Raw genomic sequence first — 17,734 nt, 5'->3', positions numbered from 1 at the left:
TTATTTCTTTCCGCCCTGATTGCGGAACCAAAGGATCCGCAGGCCGTCCAGGGTCAGATCCGGGGCGATGTGCTTGATGTGTTTGGTGTGGGGCCCGATCACCCGGCCCAGCCCTCCGGTGGCGGCGACCTTGGCCTCCGGGCTCTCCTCCAGCAGGCGGTCCAGGATGCCATCCACCATGCCCACGTAGCCGTAGAAGATGCCCGACTGCATGGCCTGCACGGTGTTGCGGCCCACCAGGCGCTCGGGCTCGGCAATCTCCACCCGCGGCAGGCGGCTGGCCCGCTGGAAAAGGGCGTCGGCGCTGATTTTGAGGCCGGGGCAGATGAGACCGCCCAGGTACTCTTTCTTGGCGTTCACCACGTCGAAAGTGGTGGCGGTACCGAAATCCACCACGATGAGCGGCGCGCCGAACTTCTCGATGCCTGCCACGGCGTTCACCAGGCGGTCGGCGCCCAGCTCCGCCGGATTATCGATGAGCACCTTCACGCCGGTCTTCACACCCGGTTCGACGTAGAAGGCCTCCACCCCGAAAAAGCTCTTGGCCAGGCTCATGAGCACGGGATGCAGGGGCGGCACCACGCACGATATCGCCACGTGCTTGATCTGGCTGGCTTCAATCCCCTGGTGGCGCATGAGCGCCAGGACCGACAGGCCGTATTCATCGACGGTGCGCTCGCGGCTGGTAGCCAAGCGCCAGGAACAGACCAGCGGCGAATCGGGTCCTTTGGAAAGGTCGAAGATCCCCAGCACCACGTTGGTGTTTCCAACATCCACTGCCAGCAGAAGACTCATGCGCAAGCTCCAAGCCTTCCAGCATCGCCGGATGCGGTCTGCGCCGCCAGTCCCCCCGAATCCGTTGTGATGCGAATCCTGCCCACCTTAGATACTCTGAGGTTCTCTATGGAGCCCCCATGCCTCGCACCCTGATCGAGCCATTCCGCATCAAATCCATCGAGCCCATCCGCATGACCACTGCCCAGGAGCGCCTGGGCATGCTGGAGGACGCCAAGCTGAACGTGTTCAAGCTGCGCGCCGAGGATGTGCTTCTGGATTGGCTCACAGATTCCGGCACGGGCGCCATGAGCTCCGCCCAGTGGGGCGCCATCATGATCGGCGACGAAAGCTACGCAGGCTCGCCCAGCTTCTTCCGCCTGGAGTCGGTGCTGAAGGACATCACGGGCATGGAACATTTCATTCCCACCCACCAGGGCCGCGCTGCCGAGAAGGTGCTGTTCAGCGCCGTGTGCAAGTCCGGCGACTACGTGCCCAACAACTGCCACTTCGACACCACCCGCGCCAACCTGGAATTCAACGGCGTCGAAGCCGCGGATCTGGTCATCGCCGAGGGCCTGCAGCCCAGCCTCATCCACCCCTTCAAAGGCAACATCGACCTCGTCCGCGTGGAAGAGGCCCTCAAGAAGGATGCGCACCGCATTCCCTTCGGCATGATCACGGTGACCAACAACACCGGCGGCGGCCAGCCCGTCTCCATGGCCAACATCCGCGCCTACTCCCAGCTGCTCAAGAAATACGGCAAGCCCCTCATCATGGACGTGTGCCGCTTCTCCGAGAACGCCATGTTCATCAAGCAGCGCGAAGACGGCTACCAGAACACGTCCATCAAGGCCATCTGCCAGGAGATGTTCAGCTACGCCGACGGCTGCACCATGAGCGCCAAGAAGGACGGCATGGTGAACATCGGCGGCTTCATCATGCTGCGCAGCGACGAATGGCTGGATGCCGTCCGCAACATGCTCATCCTCACCGAGGGCTTCCCCACCTACGGCGGATTGGCCGGACGTGACCTGGATGCCCTGGCCGTGGGCCTGGTGGAAGGCATGGATGAGGACTACCTGCGCTATCGCCTGCGCACTGCGGAATACCTGGGCGAGAAGCTGGAGGCCGCGGGCGTGGGTTTCGTGAAGCCCACGGGCGGCCACGCAGTCTACATCGACGCCAAGACGGTGCTGCCCAACATGCCCGTGGAGCAGTACCCAGCCTGGGCCCTCTGCAACGCCCTCTACCTGGAAGGTGGCATCCGCGGTGTGGAAATCGGCTCGGTCATGTTCGGCAAGCGCATGGACGATGGCACCGAGACCTACCACAGCATGGAGCTGGTCCGCCTGGCCTTCCCCCGCCGCATGTACACCCAGAGCCACTTCGACTTCGCCGCCGAGGTGATCGCCGAAGTGAAGGCCAAGGCCAAAGAGATCCGCGGCGTGAAGATCGTCAAGCAGAGCAAGTATCTGCGCCACTTCACCGCCGAGATGGCCTGGGCCTAGGAGGCGAATGAACAGGAGCCTAAGATGGGCAGACCCCTCTGCTCATCGGAGTTCCTGTGGCCACTCCCGACCTCGATGCCCTGTTCGCCCGCCAGCAGGCCGCCCGCTGGCGCGTGGCCGCAACGTCGGCCGATCAAAGGCGGGCGAAGCTGCAGGCCCTGCTGGAAGCGCTCATGGCCCACAGGGAAGAGGCCCAGACAGCCCTCGCGGCGGATTTCCGCAAGGCGCCGGAAGAAGTCGACCTGACGGAGCTCTATCCCGTCATCTCTGAAATCAAGGATGCCCTGCGCCATCTGCCGCGCTGGATGAAACCATGGAAAGTGGCGACGCCCGTGGGATTCTTCGGCGCGGCCAGTTCCATCCGCCACGAACCCAAGGGCGTGGTGCTCATCATCAGCCCCTGGAACTACCCCATCTACCTCACGCTGGGGCCCCTCGTGTCCGCCCTCGCCGCGGGCAATTGCGCCGTTCTCAAACCTTCGGAATTCACGCCGCACACCACGGCCTTTCTCCGCAAGCTGCTGGCGGGACTCTTCCCTGAAGACGAGGTGGCCCTGGTGGAAGGCGATGCCAAAGCCGCCCAGGCCCTGCTGGCCCTGCCCTTCGATCACATCTTCTTCACGGGCAGCCCCACCGTGGGCAAGGCGGTCATGAAGGCTGCGGCCGAACACTTGACCTCGGTGACGCTTGAGTTGGGCGGCAAGTCGCCAGTGCTGGTGGATGCGGACGCCAACGTGCAGGAAGCCGCCCGCAAGATCGCGTGGGGCAAGTGCCTGAACGGCGGCCAGACCTGCGTGGCACCGGACTACGTGCTGGTCCATGAGCGCGTTCACGATGCCTTGGTTTCGGAACTGAAGGCGGCGCTGACGTCCTTCTACGGGGACAACCCAGCCCAGAGAATGGCCAGCCCGGACCTGGCACGGATCATCAATGATCGGCATTTCGACCGCATCCAGTCTCTGCTGAGCACCAGCGACGCCACGGTGGCCTTCGGGGGCGAGACGGATGCGGCCACCCGCTACATCAGCCCCACGGTGCTGACCGCGGTCGACCCGACCACGCCCATCATGCAGGAAGAAATTTTCGGCCCCCTCCTGCCCATCCTCAAAGTGCCGGACATGGAGGCGGCCGTGGCCTTCGTGAACGCCCGGCCCAAGCCCCTGGCCATGTACCTCTTCAGTGGTGATCGCCGCCGAGCCGAAGCCCTCATGGCCCGCACCACAGCTGGTGGCGGGTGCATCAATGACACCGTGCTGCACTTCGCGCACACCGGCCTGCCCACGGGAGGCGTGAACACGTCGGGATTCGGGAAGGCCCATGGCGTCCACGGCTTCCAGGCCTTCTCCAACGCACGGGGCCTCCTGCGCCAGCGGACGCGCTTCTCCGCCATCCAGCTCATGTACCCGCCCTACACCGGCTTCGTGCGGCGGATGATCGACCTGACCCTGCGCTATTTCTGAAGCTAAAAGCGGAACACAAAGGACACAGAAGCCGCAGAGAGGACGCAGAGAAGACATCGACAAGCGCTCCGCTTTCCTCTGTGATCTCTGTGGGAACTCCGTGTTCTCTGTGTTCCCGCTTGTCGAGGCCCGCCGGATCAGTGCCTTCCCACGAACTCGTCCATGCTGCGGTTCACTCCGAAGAAGCTCAGCACCGCGTCGAAAAGGAAGGGCGGCAGGGCGCGCACCACGGGCACGGTCCACACGAAGCGCGGCAGGATGAGCCGGGCGCGGTTGCTGGCGATGGCCCCCATGACGCGGCGCACCACATAATCGGGCTTGAGGATGGGCAACAGCCAGGCGAAGCGGGTCTTCACGCCCTCGAACATGCCCGTGTCGATGAAGAAAGGGCATACCACCGTGGTTCGCACCGGACTGCCGAGGCGTTTCAGTTCCATGCGCAGGGACTCATCGAAGCCCACGGCGGCGAACTTGGAGGCGCTGTAGTCCACCAGGCGCGAGGTGCCCGCCAGACCTGCCGCGGAAGCCACGGTGACGACATGCCCCCCGCCCGCCGCCATCATGGCGGGCAGGAAGGCCCGCACCATCCAGAACAGGGCCAGGGTGTTCACCTGGAAGGTGCGCTCGATGGCTTCATCGCTGCATTCCAACAGCGGCTTGCCCGACACGATGCCCGCGTTGTTGATGAGGATGCCCACCGGGCCGCGGGATTGCAGCACCTCGGCGCAGGTGGCCTGGATGGCCTCGCGGCTGGACAGATCCACCACGAAGCCTTCGGCGTCGCCCTTCAGCGCCTGGATCTCGTCGCAGACGAGGCCCAACCCTTTCGCATCCCGATCCAGCAGGGTCACGCGCGCCCCGCGCTGCACAGCATCCAGGGCCATGAGACGGCCCAGGCCGCTGGCCGCACCGGTGATGAGGACGTGGGCGCCACGGAATGCAGTCATGAAAGCCTCAGGGGTTTCCTGATGCTAGCACCGCCTCAACGCTGAGCTTCCTCCAGAGCGCCCTGCGCGGCCTCCCAATCGCTCATGGCGTAGGCCAGATCGGCTTCCAGGGCCTTCTGGGCATCCAGCTTGGCACTGAAGGCCTGCCAGTCCGCGGGGTCCATGGCGGCCATCTCCTGCTGGATTGCGGCCAGTTTTGCTTCCAGTTCGGTCACCTTGGCCTCGGCTTCGGCCACCTGTTTTTCGTAGCGCTTGATGGCGCGCTGCTTGTCCTTGTCGATGGCCACGGGCTTGACCGGCGGCTGGCTCTGCGGCTTCACCGCAGAGCTCGGTTTGGCCTGGGGCGAAGCGGGCTTCTTGGCTGGGGCTTCAGGCTCGGCGCTGCCAGCTTCATCCTCAGCCCCGAGGTCCAGATCCACCCAGGCCTGGTGATCCTCGTAGCCGCCTTCGCGGAACTCAGCCTTGCCCTCGTGGATGCGCAGCAGGGAATCCGCCACACGCCCCAGCAGGTAGCGGTCGTGGGTCACCACGATGGCCGCCCCGGTGAAGCTGAGGATGGTGTCCTCCATCGCCTCCATGCTGGGGATGTCCATGTGGTTGGTGGGCTCGTCCAACAGCAGCAGATTCACGCCCTGACGGATGAGCGTGGCGATGCTGAGGCGCGCGCGCTCACCGCCAGAGAGCGCCGTGACGGGTTTGTCCACCTCATCGCCACGGAACTGGAATTTGGCCAGGAAGCCCAGCACATCCTGCTTCAGGGCTTGCGGATTCACGCCGTGGATCTGCTGGAAGACCGTGTTGCGGGGATCGAGGTTCTTGTGGTGCTGATCGAAATAGCCCAGTTTCACCTGGCTGCCCAGCCGTGCCTGGCCGGTGATGAATGGGATCTCCTCTGCGATGGCTTTCAGCAGGGTGGACTTGCCCGTACCGTTCAGGCCCACGATGCCCACCTTCTGCCCGCGCTTGATCTGCAGCTGTTCCAACGGTTCGTAGAGCGGCTTCCCACCCCAGCCCACGCTGGCCTTTTCCAGCACCAGGGCCACGTCGCCGCCGCGCTGGGTTTCCGGGAACGTGAACTTCACCTTGCGGCCGTCGCGCAGGGGTTTCTGGATGCGATCCAACTTGGCGAGATGCGTGCGGCGGCCGCGGGCCTGCTTGGTGTTCTGCCCGGCGATGTTGCGGCGGATGTATTCTTCCTGGTTCTTGATGTAGGCCTGCTGCTGCTCGTAGTGGCGCTCCAGCAGTTCCAGCTCCTGTTCCTTCTTCTCCATGAATTCGGAGTAGTTGCCCTCGTAGACCCGCGAACGGCCTAGCTCCAGCTCCAGAATTTCGGTGGCGATCTTATCCAGGAAGTAGCGGTCATGGCTGATGACGGCCACCGTGGCATCGGTGCCCTGGATGAAATCCTCCAGCCAGCGCAGGCTGGGCAGATCCAGGTGGTTCGTGGGTTCATCGAGCAGCAGCAGATCCAGGCCCTGGAGGATGGCCTTGGCCAGCATCACGCGGCTCTTCTGCCCGCCGGACAGGGTTTCCACGGGACGCTCGAAGTCGGCGGCGCTGAAACCGAGGGATTGAAGAATGCTCTCGGCCCGCGCGCGGATGCTGAAGCCATCCAGGTGCTCGAAGGCTTCCGTGACCCTCTGGTAGCGCTCCATGACGTCATCGAGCGCGACGCCAGGCTCGCTCATGCGGTGTTCCAGTTCGCGCATCTCGTGCTGCAAGCGCTCCACATCGCCGAAGGCCGCCAGGGCTTCTTCCAGCACGCTGCCATCGGTTTCAGGAACGAGATCCTGGGCGTAGTGGCCCATGCGAATGCCGCGTTCCTTGGTGGGCCGCACCACGGTGCCGCTGTCGGCTTCCAGTTGGCCCAGAAGCAGCTTGAACACCGTACTCTTGCCCGCGCCGTTGCGGCCAATGACACCCCAGCACTCGCCCTCCTGGATGGCCCAGGTGGCGTCCTTCAGCACCTCTTGGGGGCCGAATCGAAGATCCACGTGGTTCAGGGATGCGAGCATGTCCGGAAACCTTCAGCTTGAAGCAAGAAGGCCACCTTGCGGTGGCCTTCTGTTTGGTGGAGCCAATCGGGATCGAACCGACGACCTCTTGCATGCCATGCAAGCGCTCTCCCAGCTGAGCTATGGCCCCAATGGGGAAGAACCAGTATCACACTCCTTCCGCACTTCTGCAAGCACTGATCACGGAGGTGTGACGCGCATCTTCTGGCCCAGGAGGATCCGGTCGCCCTTCAGCCGATTCCAGACCTTGAGATCCTTGGGATCCACGCCGTACTTGCGGGCGATGGAAGCCAGGGTCTCACCCTTCTGGACCCGGTGCAGGGTGGCTGCGGCAGGGGCTGTCGCCTTCGCGAGACGGGGCGCGGATCCAGGGAGACGGACCTCATCGCCGGGGTGCAGCGCCTTCCGGGCCTCTGGATTCAGCCGCAGGAGTTCTCCCAAGGGAACCTGATGGGCACGGGCCAGCCTGGCCAAGGTGTCGCCCTTCTTGGCGCGGATGACGGTCGCCTCCTTGGTGGGTTCGGGCGCAATGGGTTTGGCCGCAACCGACTCCGCGTGGTTCGACTCCGGCTTGTTCGCAGGCGGAACGGGATTCTGCACCTGAGGAGTGGTCACCGGGATCTGGACCGCAGATGCTGGAACGGGCGCAGCAGCGGCAGGTTCGGCGGATACGCGGGGCGTCGGCTCATCCACCTCGCGGGGTGCCGCTGGGAGTGGGGCCAGGGGCCGGTCACCCAGGGCCTTGGCACGCTCGGGTGTGGAGCCCAGGTCGCGATCCTCCAGGGCCAGTACCGGCGGCGGCGGCAGCAGAATCCGCTTGCCCGGCTTGAATTGCTTGGCCGCGAGATCGTTGGCCTCCAGCAGATCCTCTGGGGTCAGCTTGAAGCGCTTGGCCACCTTGGCCGGAGTGTCGCCTTTGCGAATGGTGTAGGTCTGGAAATCCAGCCGCTTCCCGGCGGGCATCTTGGCCAGCTGCCGCAGGCATTCCAGTGCCTTCCCCGGGGGCACACGCAGAAGGTATGCCCCAGGAGGTGTGGACCCTCGAAGCAGCTCCGGGTTCAGCGCCTTCAATGTGGCGGCATCGGTATTGGCGCAACGGGCCAGCACCGAGAGACTGGTCATGCTCGCCACATTCACCGTTTCGTAGGTGTAGGGCGTGAGAGGAACAATGTGCACACCATAACGTTCGGGGTTGCGGCCGATGAGGATGGCGGCGCAGAGCTCGGGAATGTAGTTCTTCGTCTCGGTGCGCAGCCAGCGCGAGCGCGCCAGATCCCAGAAATTCCGGGTGCCCAGGTTCTGGATGGCCCGATCCAGCGTGAGGGGGCCGGCGTTGTAGCTGGATGCCGCGAGGTACCAGTCGCCGGTGATTTCGTAGAGCCGCTTCAGGTAGCGCGCTGCGGCGCGCGTGGCCTTCACCGGATCGCGGCGCTCTTCCACCCAGGCGTTGCCGCTGAGGCCGTAGATGCGGCCGGTGGAGCGGATGAACTGCCACATGCCCACGGCCTTCGCTCGGCTCTTGGCCTCATTCCGGAAACCGGATTCGATGACCGCCAGGTAGGCCAGATCGGAGGGGATGCCTTCCTCCGCGAAGACCTGGCGGATCATGGGCATGTACTGGGAAGCCCGCCCCAGCGCGTTCTCCATGAAGCCGCGCTTGGTGGTGCTAAACAGGCTCACCCAGGTGAGCACCTTGTCATTGAGATCGATGGGGAAATCATACGTGGCGCCTTGCTCGGCGCTGCGGACCAATTCCAACTCCGCCCGCAGTTCCTCGCCGCTGATGGAGACCACTTCTTCCGGGGCCTTGAGGCCTGGTTCCGGCTCTGGTTCTTCCTCCTCAGACAGCTGGTCCTGCACTTCTTTCAGGCGCTGGAGCAATCCCTGAACCTCAGGCTGTTTCAGAAGGTCCAGCGACCAGTCGGCGGTGAGGACATCGGCTTCGTCGGAACGGGCCTCGGCCCCGTCTTCATCCTCGGCCTCCAGGGCCTTTTCGGCAGCCTCCACCAAGACGCGGAGCCGCTGAATCCGCACACTGTCGGATTCAGCGGCTCGGATGGGAGCCGTGGCCACGTAGGCCTGGGGAGTCTGCGCCGGAGCATGCACGGTCGCTGTCCCCCAGAGGAGGGTGGCCAGGATCTGAACCGACATGAGCCTAGTGGCTTTCGGCGCTCACCAGGGCCTCGTAGGCCTTGGCATCGAGCAGCCCGGCGAGGTCGCCGCTCAGCTTGATCTTCACCAGCCAGCCCTTGCCGTAGGGATCCTCGTTCACAGCTTCCGGATGATCGCCCAGGCCCTCGTTCACCTCAAGCACTTCACCAGCGGTGGGCATGTTCAGTTCGGACACGGTCTTCACGGATTCCACCGTGCCGAACTCCTCGCCCTCAGCGAAGGTCGCACCCGTCTCGGGCAGGTCCACGAAGACCACGTCGCCGAGCGCATCCTGCGCGTAGTGGGTGATGCCCACCAGGGCGGTGCCATCGCCAGCGGGCTTCAGCCACTCGTGGTCCTTGGTGTACTTGAGATCGGCAGGGAACATGGTTCCTCCTTTGAGGCGGTAGGTGGTGTGAGCAGTGAACAGGTGGCTACTTGTGGCCGGTCAGGGTGGGTTCATCCCGCCCGGACGGCGGGGGTCCGGGGGGACATCGCGAGCCACGCGAGCAGGCGGTCCCCCCGGCCAGCATTCGCTACTTGGTCCGCTTGTAGAAGGGCGTAGGGATGATCTCGGCGTTGACGGCGCGGCCGCGAATCTCGATCTGGATGGTACCGCCGACCTTGGCCAGCTCTGTGGGCACGTAGGCCAGACCCAGGTTGAAGCCGCAGGTGGGCGAAGGCGCCGCGCTGGTGACAAACCCGATCTGCTTGCCATCCTGCACCACGGGCATGTGGTCGCGGGCGATGTCGCGCTTCTCGTGGGTCTTGAAGCCCACCAGTTTGCGGGGCGCGGGGGCGGCCTTGGCGGCCAGCAGCGCATCGCGGCCGATGAAGTCGCTGTGATCCAGCTTCACGATCCAGCCCAGGCCCGCTTCCAGGGCGTGGATGGTGTCGTCGATCTCGTGGCCGTAGAGCGCCATCTTGCATTCCAGGCGCAGGGTGTTGCGGCAGCCGAGACCCGCGGGCAGCAGGCCCTTGGGCGTCCCGGCGGCCATCACGGCGTTCCAGAGTTTCTCCGTGTCGCCAGCGGCACAGTAGAGCTCGAAGCCATCCTCGCCGGTGTAGCCCGTGCGGCTGATGATGCACTTGATGCCAGCCACCTCACCGTGCGTGTAGAAGTAGTAGCCGATGGGATCCAGCGGAGTCGCGGTGAGGGGCTGGAGGATCTCCACAGCCAGCGGTCCCTGCAGGGCGATCTGGCCAGTGATGGGGCTTTCGTTCACCACGGTGCAGTCGTACCCCTTGGCGTGCTGCTGCACCCAGGCGAAATCCTTGTCGGAGTTGCCCGCATTCACCACCAGGAGGAACTCCTGCTCGCCCTCGCGGTAGACCAGCAGGTCATCGACGAAGGTGCCGTTCTCGTAGAGGAAGGCCGTGTAATGCACCTGACCAATGGCCAGCTTGGACACGGCGTTGGGGGTGAGGTGTTCCACCAGGGCCAGCGCGCCTGGGCCCTTCACGCGAATCTCACCCATGTGGCTTACGTCGAACAGACCCGCCTTGGTGCGCACGGCCTCGTGCTCAGCAATGATGCCCGCCGGGTACTGCACCGGCATGTCCCAGCCGCCGAAGTCGACCATCTTGGCGTTCAGGGCCCGGTGGGCGGCGTTGAGAGGCGTCTTCATCAATTCTGATGCGGCGGTCGACATGGTTGCTCCGGCATGAACCCCCAGTCTAGCGGCGGGGAGCCCAGGGCAGAAGGCCCGGTAATTCCCAGCCAAGGGCCCACAACCCACTTGTTTCCTGCCTTGTGACCAGATGCACAGCCAAGGGCAGGACAGCCACCCCGGCCTGCGCAGCGCGATCCAGTTCGGCACTGTAAGCCGGGTCGATGTCCCGCGCAGCATCAAAGCGATCCACATCCGTGCGGTGCACGAAGAAGGCGATGGCGGCCCAATGACCTTCCCGAACCATGGCCTGAAGCTCACGCAGGTGCTTGGTTCCCCGCTCGGTCACCGCATCCGGAAACAGCACCCAGTTCCCCTCTTTCAAGGTGGTGTTCTTCACCTCGATGAACACCTGCCGACCTTCTGCATCTTGGGCCAACACGTCGATGCGGCTGCGTTCAGCCCCGTATTTCACCTCGGTACGAACCTCGCGCAGACCGGTCAGGCCAGGTAGCACGTCACGGCGCGCCGCTTCGGCCACCACGCGGTTGGGCATGCCCGTTTCCACACCCACCCAGCCGCCGGGGCGTTCCACAGCCAGCCACGTGAACTTGAGCTTGCGCTCAGGGTTCGTGGCGGGCTCCAGCAAGACGCGATCTCCGGGCTCCCAGCAGGTCTTCATGGAGCCTGTGTTCGTGGTGTGAGCCGTGACGACGCTGCCATCCTCCAGGCGCACATCCGCCAGGAATCGTTTGTAGCGCTGGATCAGGAAGCCGCTCACCAGCCCCTTTTTCTCGATGAGGATCATGGCCAGTGGGACAGGATGTGATCCACCACGTCTGGCAGGCTGTCGGCGACCAGGTCTGCCCGGGAGCCATCCACGGAGGCACCATAGCCCGTGCGCACCAGCGCCACCTTACAGCCGGCGCGGAGCCCCGCCTCAATGTCGAGGGCCTTGTCCCCCACCATCCAGGAGCGGGACAGGTCCAGACCGTGTTCTTCTGCCGCCCGCAGCAGCATCCCAGGGTTCGGCTTGCGTTCGGGATGGTCCGCCACGGCGTACTCGCCCAGGGCCTGTTCGTGGTGGGGAGAGGCGTAGACGGCGTCGATGCGCGCATTCTCCATCGCCAACAAGGTGCCCATGCGGCTCATCACGGCGGCAAAATCCGTCCAATCGTATTTGCCACGGCCGATGCCGCTCTGGTTGGTTACCACCACCACCGGGATGCCCTTGGCGTTGAGCCGAGCCACGGCAGCGGCCGCTCCGGGGATCATGACCAGTTCGTCCGGGTCGCACAGGAAATCCACTTCTTCATTGAGGGTGCCGTCGCGGTCGAGGAAGACCGCTGGTTTCATGCTCATGCGGCACATCCTATGCCGCACCCTTCGGGCTTCGGCTTCGCCAAAGTGGCACTTCTCTCCTGATTCATGCTCACTGAATCCACTCCGCCACACAGACATCGAACTGGCGCGAACCGCGGGGGCTGCGGCCGCTGACCCACAAAAGCTTCTTCCCGTCAGGGCTGAAATGGGGGAACGAATTGAAGACGCCCGTCCAAGTGATGCGCTCCAGCCCGGTACCGTCCAGATTGACACGGAAAAGGTCGAAGCTCCTGCCCTTTCCCTCGTTGTCGTGATGGTTGGTGGCGAAGACGAGGCCCTTGCCATCCGGCGTGAAGATGGGTGCGAAGGCCGCCCCGGGAAGTTTTGTCACCTGGCGCTTGGCACTGCCATCGGCGTTCATCACCCAGATGTCCATCTCCATGGGCTCGACCAGATGCTGCTTGAGGAGTTCCTTGTACTTCGCGGTGGCCGCTTCACCCTTGGGGTAGTTGGTGCGCCAGGCAATGAGCTTGGAATCGGGACTGAACACAGCCCCGCCGTCGTAGCCCACGCCATCCGTGAGGCGCAGAAGGTTCTTGCCGTCCAGATCCACGCGCCAGAGATCCACATCGCCGCTGCGCTCGCTGGTGAAGACGATCCACTTGCCGTTGGGCGAAGCCGTGGCCTCCGCGTCATAACCTGGCGAGGCCAGGAAAGGCTTGGCGTCGCTGCCATCGGCATTGGCGGTGTAGAGATCGTAGCCCTGGAAGACAGGCCACTGGTACTTCCCCGGCGTGAAGGGCGGGCCTTCTGGGCATTCCGGCCCGGCCCCATGGGTGCTGGCGAAGATGATTTTCTTGTCGCCGGGCAGGAACCAGCCGCAGGTGACACGGCCCTTGCCGCTGCTGACCCGCTTCTGATCGGAACCATCGGCGTTCATGGTGTAGAGCTGGTCGCAGGGATACCCATCCCGGGTGCTCTGGAAAATGATCTTCCTGCCATCATTCGACCAGTAGGCCTCGGCATTGGAGCCCACACCGGTCAGCTTTTTCACGTGCTTGAGGTGGGTTTCCCGGGCATCCCACAGGCCTTCGGGCCGAGGCACCTGGGCGGGCTGGGGTGAAACAGGTTGCGCTCCAAGCATCAAGGGGCACATGGCCGCCACGAGCCAACGTTTCATGGGCAACTCCCTTCAAAGTACAAACAGGAACTGAAGCAGAATGCCAGAGATGGCACACTGATGGCACATCCCGAGGTCCTCCGCCATGATCGACAAGCGCGTCAGCTCAGCCCTGGAAGCCGTGAAGGACATCCCGGAAGGCGCCCATCTGGCCGTGGGCGGCTTCGGCCTTTGCGGCATTCCCGAGCACCTCATCGCCGCGCTGGCCCAGACCGGCGTGAAGCATCTCACCTGCTACTCCAATAATGCCGGCGTGGATGATTTCGGTCTGGGCATCCTGCTCCAGAACCGCCAGATCAAGAAAATGGTCAGCAGCTACGTGGGCGAGAACGCCGAGTTCGAGCGGCAATACCTCAGTGGCGAATTGGAGGTCGAACTGGTGCCTCAGGGCACCCTGGCCGAACGCATGCGCGCCGGCGGAGCCGGCATCCCCGCGTTCTTCACACCCACCGGGGCGGGCACCAAGGTGGCCGAAGGCAAAGAGACCCGTCTTTTCCGCGGAAAAGAATGTGTGCTGGAAGCGGGTATCTTCGCGGATTTCGCCCTGGTGAAGGCCTGGAAGGCTGACCGTCTGGGCAACCTGGTGTTCCGCAAAACCGCTCGCAACTTCAACCCCATGGTCGCCACCTGCGGAAAGGTGTGCATCGCCGAGGTGGAGGAGATCGTCGAAGTGGGCGATCTCGATCCGGACGCCATCCATACCCCCGGCATTTTCGTGCATCGCCTGGTGCTCGGAACCGCATACGAAAAGCGCATCGAAAAGGTGGTGACCCGCTGAAAGGCAGCGGAGTCGCGTCGGGTTCAAGCTGAGGGCTCCGCGGGGGAATTCTCTTGCAGCCTTTGCATATCCCGCTTGCGGTTGCCCCACACCAGCCAGGCCGACCAGGCCGTGAACAGCGCCACCCCCGCAAGGATGACCGCCAGGCGGGACCAGGGCTCGCCGTAGGCCAGGCGTTCCTGCACCCGCAGCCAGGTCATGAAACCCCAGATGAGGGCGCCGAAGCCCAGCGCCGCTGTCATCAAGGCCCGCACTTCGGGCCAGGGCACCAGCAGCGCCCCCATGAGCATCAGGGTGAGCGGCACGATGAGGATCAGGGGAACCCCCACCCGCATGAACAGGGCGGCCAGCAGGAGGAGCGAAAATTGGGCTGGGAGAAGGCGAAGGGCGGTCATGGGAACTCCGTCGGAACATAAAATCATACCGATTTGTCCGAAATATAAAGTCACAACCCTTCCCAGCCCTCCGGCCCGCCAAAAGAGAGATCAGATCAATCCATGGGAAGGCTGAGACGCACCAGAGAACCCTGCTTCAGGGGCACGATCTGGACGCTGCCACCATAGGCATTCATGAGCTGGGCACAGGCCGAAAGCCCTTGGCCCGGCGTGCGCCCGCCGCCCTCGCCCTTCACGGGGCGAAGGTCTTTGAAGGGCTCCAGGGCATTGACGAGCAGCTCTGCCTCGATGGGCGCCCCATCGTCTTCGAGTTCGATTCGGAAGTGGCTGTTCCCGCCCCAGGTCCGCAGTATCAGGTGCCGGGGCAGTCCTTCCACGGCGTGGGCGACCAGGTGACCCAAGACTTCCGCAAAATCCGAATGCACCCCGAACAGGAGGTCCCTGGGGGCCTGGAAATTCAATTCCACGGGCAGATCCTCGGGCAGCGCCTCCTCTGCCCGCAGGAGGTTCAACTCCTCGGCCATCAGCTCGTGGAGGTGGATCCACTCCGGTGCGCTGGCCTCGCCCCGCCCGGCCCGGCGCAGCAGAGACCGCACCAACCCATCCACCTGGGCGGTGGCATGACGGATCTGATCCATGGCTTGGCGGCTCGCCGAGCGTTCCTCGCCCTGAGGCGGCCCGGGTTGATCCAGGAGTTGGGACAGCGCGACGCTCTCCTCCTTCAAAACCCGCACAGGGCCCTGCAACCGCTTGGCCGTGTTCATGAACAGGCCGCCCAGTGCCGTCTTCTGATTCTGGGTGCCCAGGGCCCGCTGGGCTTCCTTCAGGGCCTCATAAGCCGTCTCCAGGCCCTCGTAGCTGGTGGCCAGGGCCTGGCTGGTCTCCGCAAGGTGGGCAATCAGGCCGGCATTCTCCAGACTGACCTGCAGGATGCCGCCATGGAGTGCCGCCAGTTCCGCTTCAAAGGGTTGGAAGGGGCGCTCGGCTCGATCCGCCGCCAGGAATCCCCACAGCCTGCCCTCCTCGGAACGGCTGCCCAGCGGCAGCATCAAGGCCTGGTTTCGGGGCGCCCACAAGCCAAGGTCGATGCCCTGTTCCCAAGGCGAGGACTGGTGGAGATCGCTTCCGCACAGCACTGCGCCGGGGGCGAGTGATTCAGCCCAGGCCACGAGGGGATGGGTCATGGGCAACACGGGGGTTTCCTCGAATCCCCCGGCGACGGCCGCCAGGCCCTGGAAATACACGCCGCTCTCATGAACCCGGTAGGCCCGGATCCGGTCCAGTTGGAGTTCCTCAGTCAATTGACCCAACACCTTGGACAAGATTTCCAGATCACTGCGGATGGGAATGATGTCCTTGCTGAGCGACAGCAGGCGGGAGAGATGCTGGCTCCGCTGCTCCAACTCGGCTTGAACCTCGGTCAGCTTCCGGTTGCCCTCCTGGGCCTCCCGCAGCTGGGCTTCCAGATGCACCACCACCTGTTGGCTGAACTGGCGCAGGGCCGCGCCCTCCCTGCCCTTTTCAAGCCGGTCCCGCTGGCCGCCCAGGTAGCCTTCCACCTGGCTCACGAACAGGAAGGGATCGATGGGCTTGGAGATGAAGCCATCGCAACCGGTCACCAGGGCGGTCTCCCGGTCGCTCTTCATGGTCTTGGCGGTCAGCGCCACGATGAGGGTGCCATCCATGCTGGTGTTCTGGCGCAGCTTGGTGGCCACCTCAAAGCCGGACAGCCCCGGCAGGTTGATGTCCAACAAGATGAGCGTGGGCTTGAGCTCCAGGGCCAGCTCGCAACCCTTGAGGCCATCCTCCGCCCAATGCATCTCGTAACCTGCCTGGGAGAGCAGGCGCTGGACCAGGCGCCAGTTCATGGGGTTGTCTTCGATGCAGAGGATGCGCGCCGGTGCCGCGTTCAAGCCCCACCTCCCGGAATCAGGGGCATCTCCACCACAAAGGTGCTGCCCTCTCCTTTGCGGCTGCTGGCCCAGATGCGGCCATTCATGAGGCCCATGAAGCGCTGGCTGATGGCCAGGCCAAGGCCGGTGCCGCCGAAACGCCGAGTGATGCTGCCGTCCACCTGCTGGAAGGGCATGAACAGACGGCTCAGCTCCTCTTCAGACATGCCGATGCCCGTATCCTCGATGCGCACCTGGAAGCGGCCGGCTTCCTGCAGCGTGGAGATGCGCACGCTCCCTGCCTCCGTGAACTTGATGGCGTTGCCCGCGAGGTTGGTGAAGACCTGCCTCAGCCGGTCACGGTCACCCATGACGCGAATGGCCCCTTCGGGACGGACGTACTCAAGGTCGATGTCGCGGCCCTTGATGAGCCCGGCGGACATGGCCCTCACTTCATCCAGAAGCTCCACGGGGTCGACCTCCTCCAGTTCCATCTCCATCTTGCCCGCTTCGATCTTGGAAAGGTCCAGGATGGAATCGATGAGCCCCAGGAGCGAGCGCCCATTCTGGTAGATGATGTGCAGATCCTCCCGGGCATCCTGGCTCAAGGCATTCATCGGATCCTGCAGCAGCATGCCCGAGAATCCAATGATGGAGTTCAAGGGCGTGCGCAGCTCGTGGCTCATGTTGGCCAGGAACTCGTCCTTCAGCTGATCGACCTCCTTCAATTTTTGGTAGCTGATGAGCAGGTTCTCGTTGAGCTCACGCAGTTCCTGCGTCTTCTCATGGACTTTCTCCTCCAGGGTGCTGGCCCAGGCCTTCAGTTCGGCGCGGCTCTGCTCCAGGCCCCGGGTGCGGTCCTGGACCAGCTGCTCCAGGTTGGCCCGGATCTCCTCCAGCTCCCAGATGGTCTCCATGAGCTGGCGGGTGCGTTCCTGCACGCGGTATTCCAGCAGCCGGTTTTGGCGCTCGATCTCATCACGCGACACCCGGAGTTTTTCCGTCATCACCTCAAAGGACTGGCTCAGGTCCTGAATCTCATCCCGGGTGTAGACCTTCACCGACACCGTTTCCAGGTTGCCTTGGGCCACCTTCTGGGCCGCCTCCGTCAGCTGGATCACCGGCCGCAGGTAGCGGTTCGAGAGGAAAACGGCAATGGCGATGCCCAGGATGAGGGTGACCAGCCCCACCGCGAGGCTGGCCTTGATGTTGTCGCGCACGGCCTTCTGGGTGCCCTCGGTGGTGAAGCCGATGATCAGGGTGCCCACCTGATCCGCATGCGGTTCTTCGTAAAAAACCGGAGCCACCGCCACCAGCATGTTCTCGTTGCGGCGGGTATACGTGGTGGAGATCCCATCCATGAGTGTCTGTCCGCCCATGGCCCACTCGGGCGTGGTGGGTGTGCTGTCCAGGGCCTCGCCCTTGGCCCCGTAGACCGCGCTGAAGCGGAAGGCGGGAATGTTCTGAACGCCCTGGAGCACTTTCGCGATGTCGCGGTTGTTGCCGGTGCTCACCGCCGGGCCCAGGGCATAGCTCGCCGTCTCAGCCACCTGGCGGGCACTCAGTTCGGCCTGTTTCTGAATCTGCTGCTCCACCCAGCGGGGGTAGTACAGAAGGTTGAAGGCGATGAACGAGAGAACCAGGATGCTGATGACGGCGCTCAGCTTGGTCTTGATGGAAATGCGGTACATGGGCGAA

The 17,734-nt window shown here is 64.0% G+C and carries 15 protein-coding genes and 1 tRNA gene; 3 read left to right on the top strand and 13 right to left on the bottom strand.

Translation table 11 applies throughout. The features are described 5' to 3' along the window. Window positions 1-795: a type III pantothenate kinase gene (locus Q9293_RS08850; protein ID WP_306252148.1), complete on the bottom strand. Its 795-nt coding sequence runs from the start codon at window positions 793-795 to the stop codon at window positions 1-3. A gap of 119 nt (window positions 796-914) precedes the next feature. On the opposite strand from Q9293_RS08850, the gene Q9293_RS08845 reads away from it, so the two are divergent. Both Q9293_RS08845 and Q9293_RS08840 read left to right on the top strand, forming a co-directional pair. Then, window positions 915-2,285, top strand: coding sequence for a tryptophanase (locus Q9293_RS08845; protein WP_306252146.1), 1,371 nt, complete (start codon window positions 915-917; stop codon window positions 2,283-2,285). A gap of 56 nt (window positions 2,286-2,341) precedes the next feature. Beyond that, a complete protein-coding gene (locus Q9293_RS08840; RefSeq protein WP_306252145.1) occupies window positions 2,342-3,745 on the top strand; it encodes an aldehyde dehydrogenase family protein in 1,404 nt (467 codons plus the stop codon). Window positions 3,746-3,882: 137 nt separating this feature from the next. Here Q9293_RS08840 and Q9293_RS08835 read toward each other — a convergent pair whose 3' ends face one another. From Q9293_RS08835 to Q9293_RS08795, 9 genes are all read right to left on the bottom strand, one after another. Further along, on the bottom strand, window positions 3,883-4,692 hold the full coding sequence (locus Q9293_RS08835) for an SDR family oxidoreductase (protein WP_306252143.1): 810 nt from the start codon (window positions 4,690-4,692) through the stop codon (window positions 3,883-3,885). A gap of 35 nt (window positions 4,693-4,727) precedes the next feature. Beyond that, window positions 4,728-6,707 (bottom strand): ABC-F family ATP-binding cassette domain-containing protein, encoded by a 1,980-nt coding sequence (locus Q9293_RS08830; protein WP_306252141.1) that lies wholly within the window; start codon window positions 6,705-6,707, stop codon window positions 4,728-4,730. 54 nt (window positions 6,708-6,761) lie between these two features. Beyond that, window positions 6,762-6,837: transfer RNA gene (locus Q9293_RS08825), tRNA-Ala, on the bottom strand. Between the two features lie 50 nt (window positions 6,838-6,887). After that, window positions 6,888-8,858, bottom strand: coding sequence for a LysM peptidoglycan-binding domain-containing protein (locus Q9293_RS08820; RefSeq protein WP_306252139.1), 1,971 nt, complete (start codon window positions 8,856-8,858; stop codon window positions 6,888-6,890). A 4-nt stretch (window positions 8,859-8,862) separates the two neighbouring features. Beyond that, window positions 8,863-9,246: a glycine cleavage system protein GcvH gene (gene gcvH, locus Q9293_RS08815; protein ID WP_306252137.1), complete on the bottom strand. Its 384-nt coding sequence runs from the start codon at window positions 9,244-9,246 to the stop codon at window positions 8,863-8,865. 148 nt (window positions 9,247-9,394) lie between these two features. Further along, window positions 9,395-10,510 carry a glycine cleavage system aminomethyltransferase GcvT gene (gene gcvT / locus Q9293_RS08810; RefSeq protein ID WP_306252134.1) on the bottom strand — a complete coding sequence of 372 codons (1,116 nt, stop codon included), beginning with the start codon at window positions 10,508-10,510 and terminating at the stop codon, window positions 9,395-9,397. Between the two features lie 25 nt (window positions 10,511-10,535). Further along, complete coding sequence (sfsA, locus tag Q9293_RS08805) at window positions 10,536-11,276, bottom strand: DNA/RNA nuclease SfsA (RefSeq protein ID WP_306252132.1); 741 nt, start codon at window positions 11,274-11,276, stop codon at window positions 10,536-10,538. Next, window positions 11,273-11,830, bottom strand: coding sequence for an HAD family hydrolase (locus Q9293_RS08800; RefSeq protein ID WP_306252130.1), 558 nt, complete (start codon window positions 11,828-11,830; stop codon window positions 11,273-11,275). The genes sfsA and Q9293_RS08800 overlap by 4 nt, the downstream gene beginning before the upstream one ends. Before the next feature lie 70 nt (window positions 11,831-11,900). Continuing rightward, window positions 11,901-12,971 (bottom strand): hypothetical protein, encoded by a 1,071-nt coding sequence (locus tag Q9293_RS08795; RefSeq protein ID WP_306252128.1) that lies wholly within the window; start codon window positions 12,969-12,971, stop codon window positions 11,901-11,903. Window positions 12,972-13,056: 85 nt separating this feature from the next. Here Q9293_RS08795 and Q9293_RS08790 point away from each other — a divergent pair, with 85 nt between their 5' ends. Continuing rightward, window positions 13,057-13,749: a CoA transferase subunit A gene (locus tag Q9293_RS08790; protein ID WP_306252126.1), complete on the top strand. Its 693-nt coding sequence runs from the start codon at window positions 13,057-13,059 to the stop codon at window positions 13,747-13,749. Between the two features lie 23 nt (window positions 13,750-13,772). Here Q9293_RS08790 and Q9293_RS08785 read toward each other — a convergent pair whose 3' ends face one another. The 3 genes from Q9293_RS08785 to Q9293_RS08775 all read right to left on the bottom strand — a co-directional run bounded on the left by Q9293_RS08785 (window position 13,773) and on the right by Q9293_RS08775 (window position 17,727). Then, window positions 13,773-14,144 carry a hypothetical protein gene (locus Q9293_RS08785; protein WP_306252124.1) on the bottom strand — a complete coding sequence of 124 codons (372 nt, stop codon included), beginning with the start codon at window positions 14,142-14,144 and terminating at the stop codon, window positions 13,773-13,775. Window positions 14,145-14,239: 95 nt separating this feature from the next. Beyond that, entirely contained in the window at window positions 14,240-16,057 is a 1,818-nt protein-coding gene (locus Q9293_RS08780; protein WP_306252122.1) for a response regulator, read from the bottom strand. Beyond that, entirely contained in the window at window positions 16,054-17,727 is a 1,674-nt protein-coding gene (locus Q9293_RS08775; RefSeq protein WP_306252120.1) for an ATP-binding protein, read from the bottom strand. Before Q9293_RS08775 ends, Q9293_RS08780 begins: the two co-directional genes overlap by 4 nt. Window positions 17,728-17,734 lie beyond the last annotated feature (7 nt).

This window comes from Geothrix sp. PMB-07 (assembly GCF_030758935.1).
Classification (GTDB): domain Bacteria; phylum Acidobacteriota; class Holophagae; order Holophagales; family Holophagaceae; genus Geothrix.
This window is presented reverse-complemented; position numbering and strand designations above follow the sequence as displayed.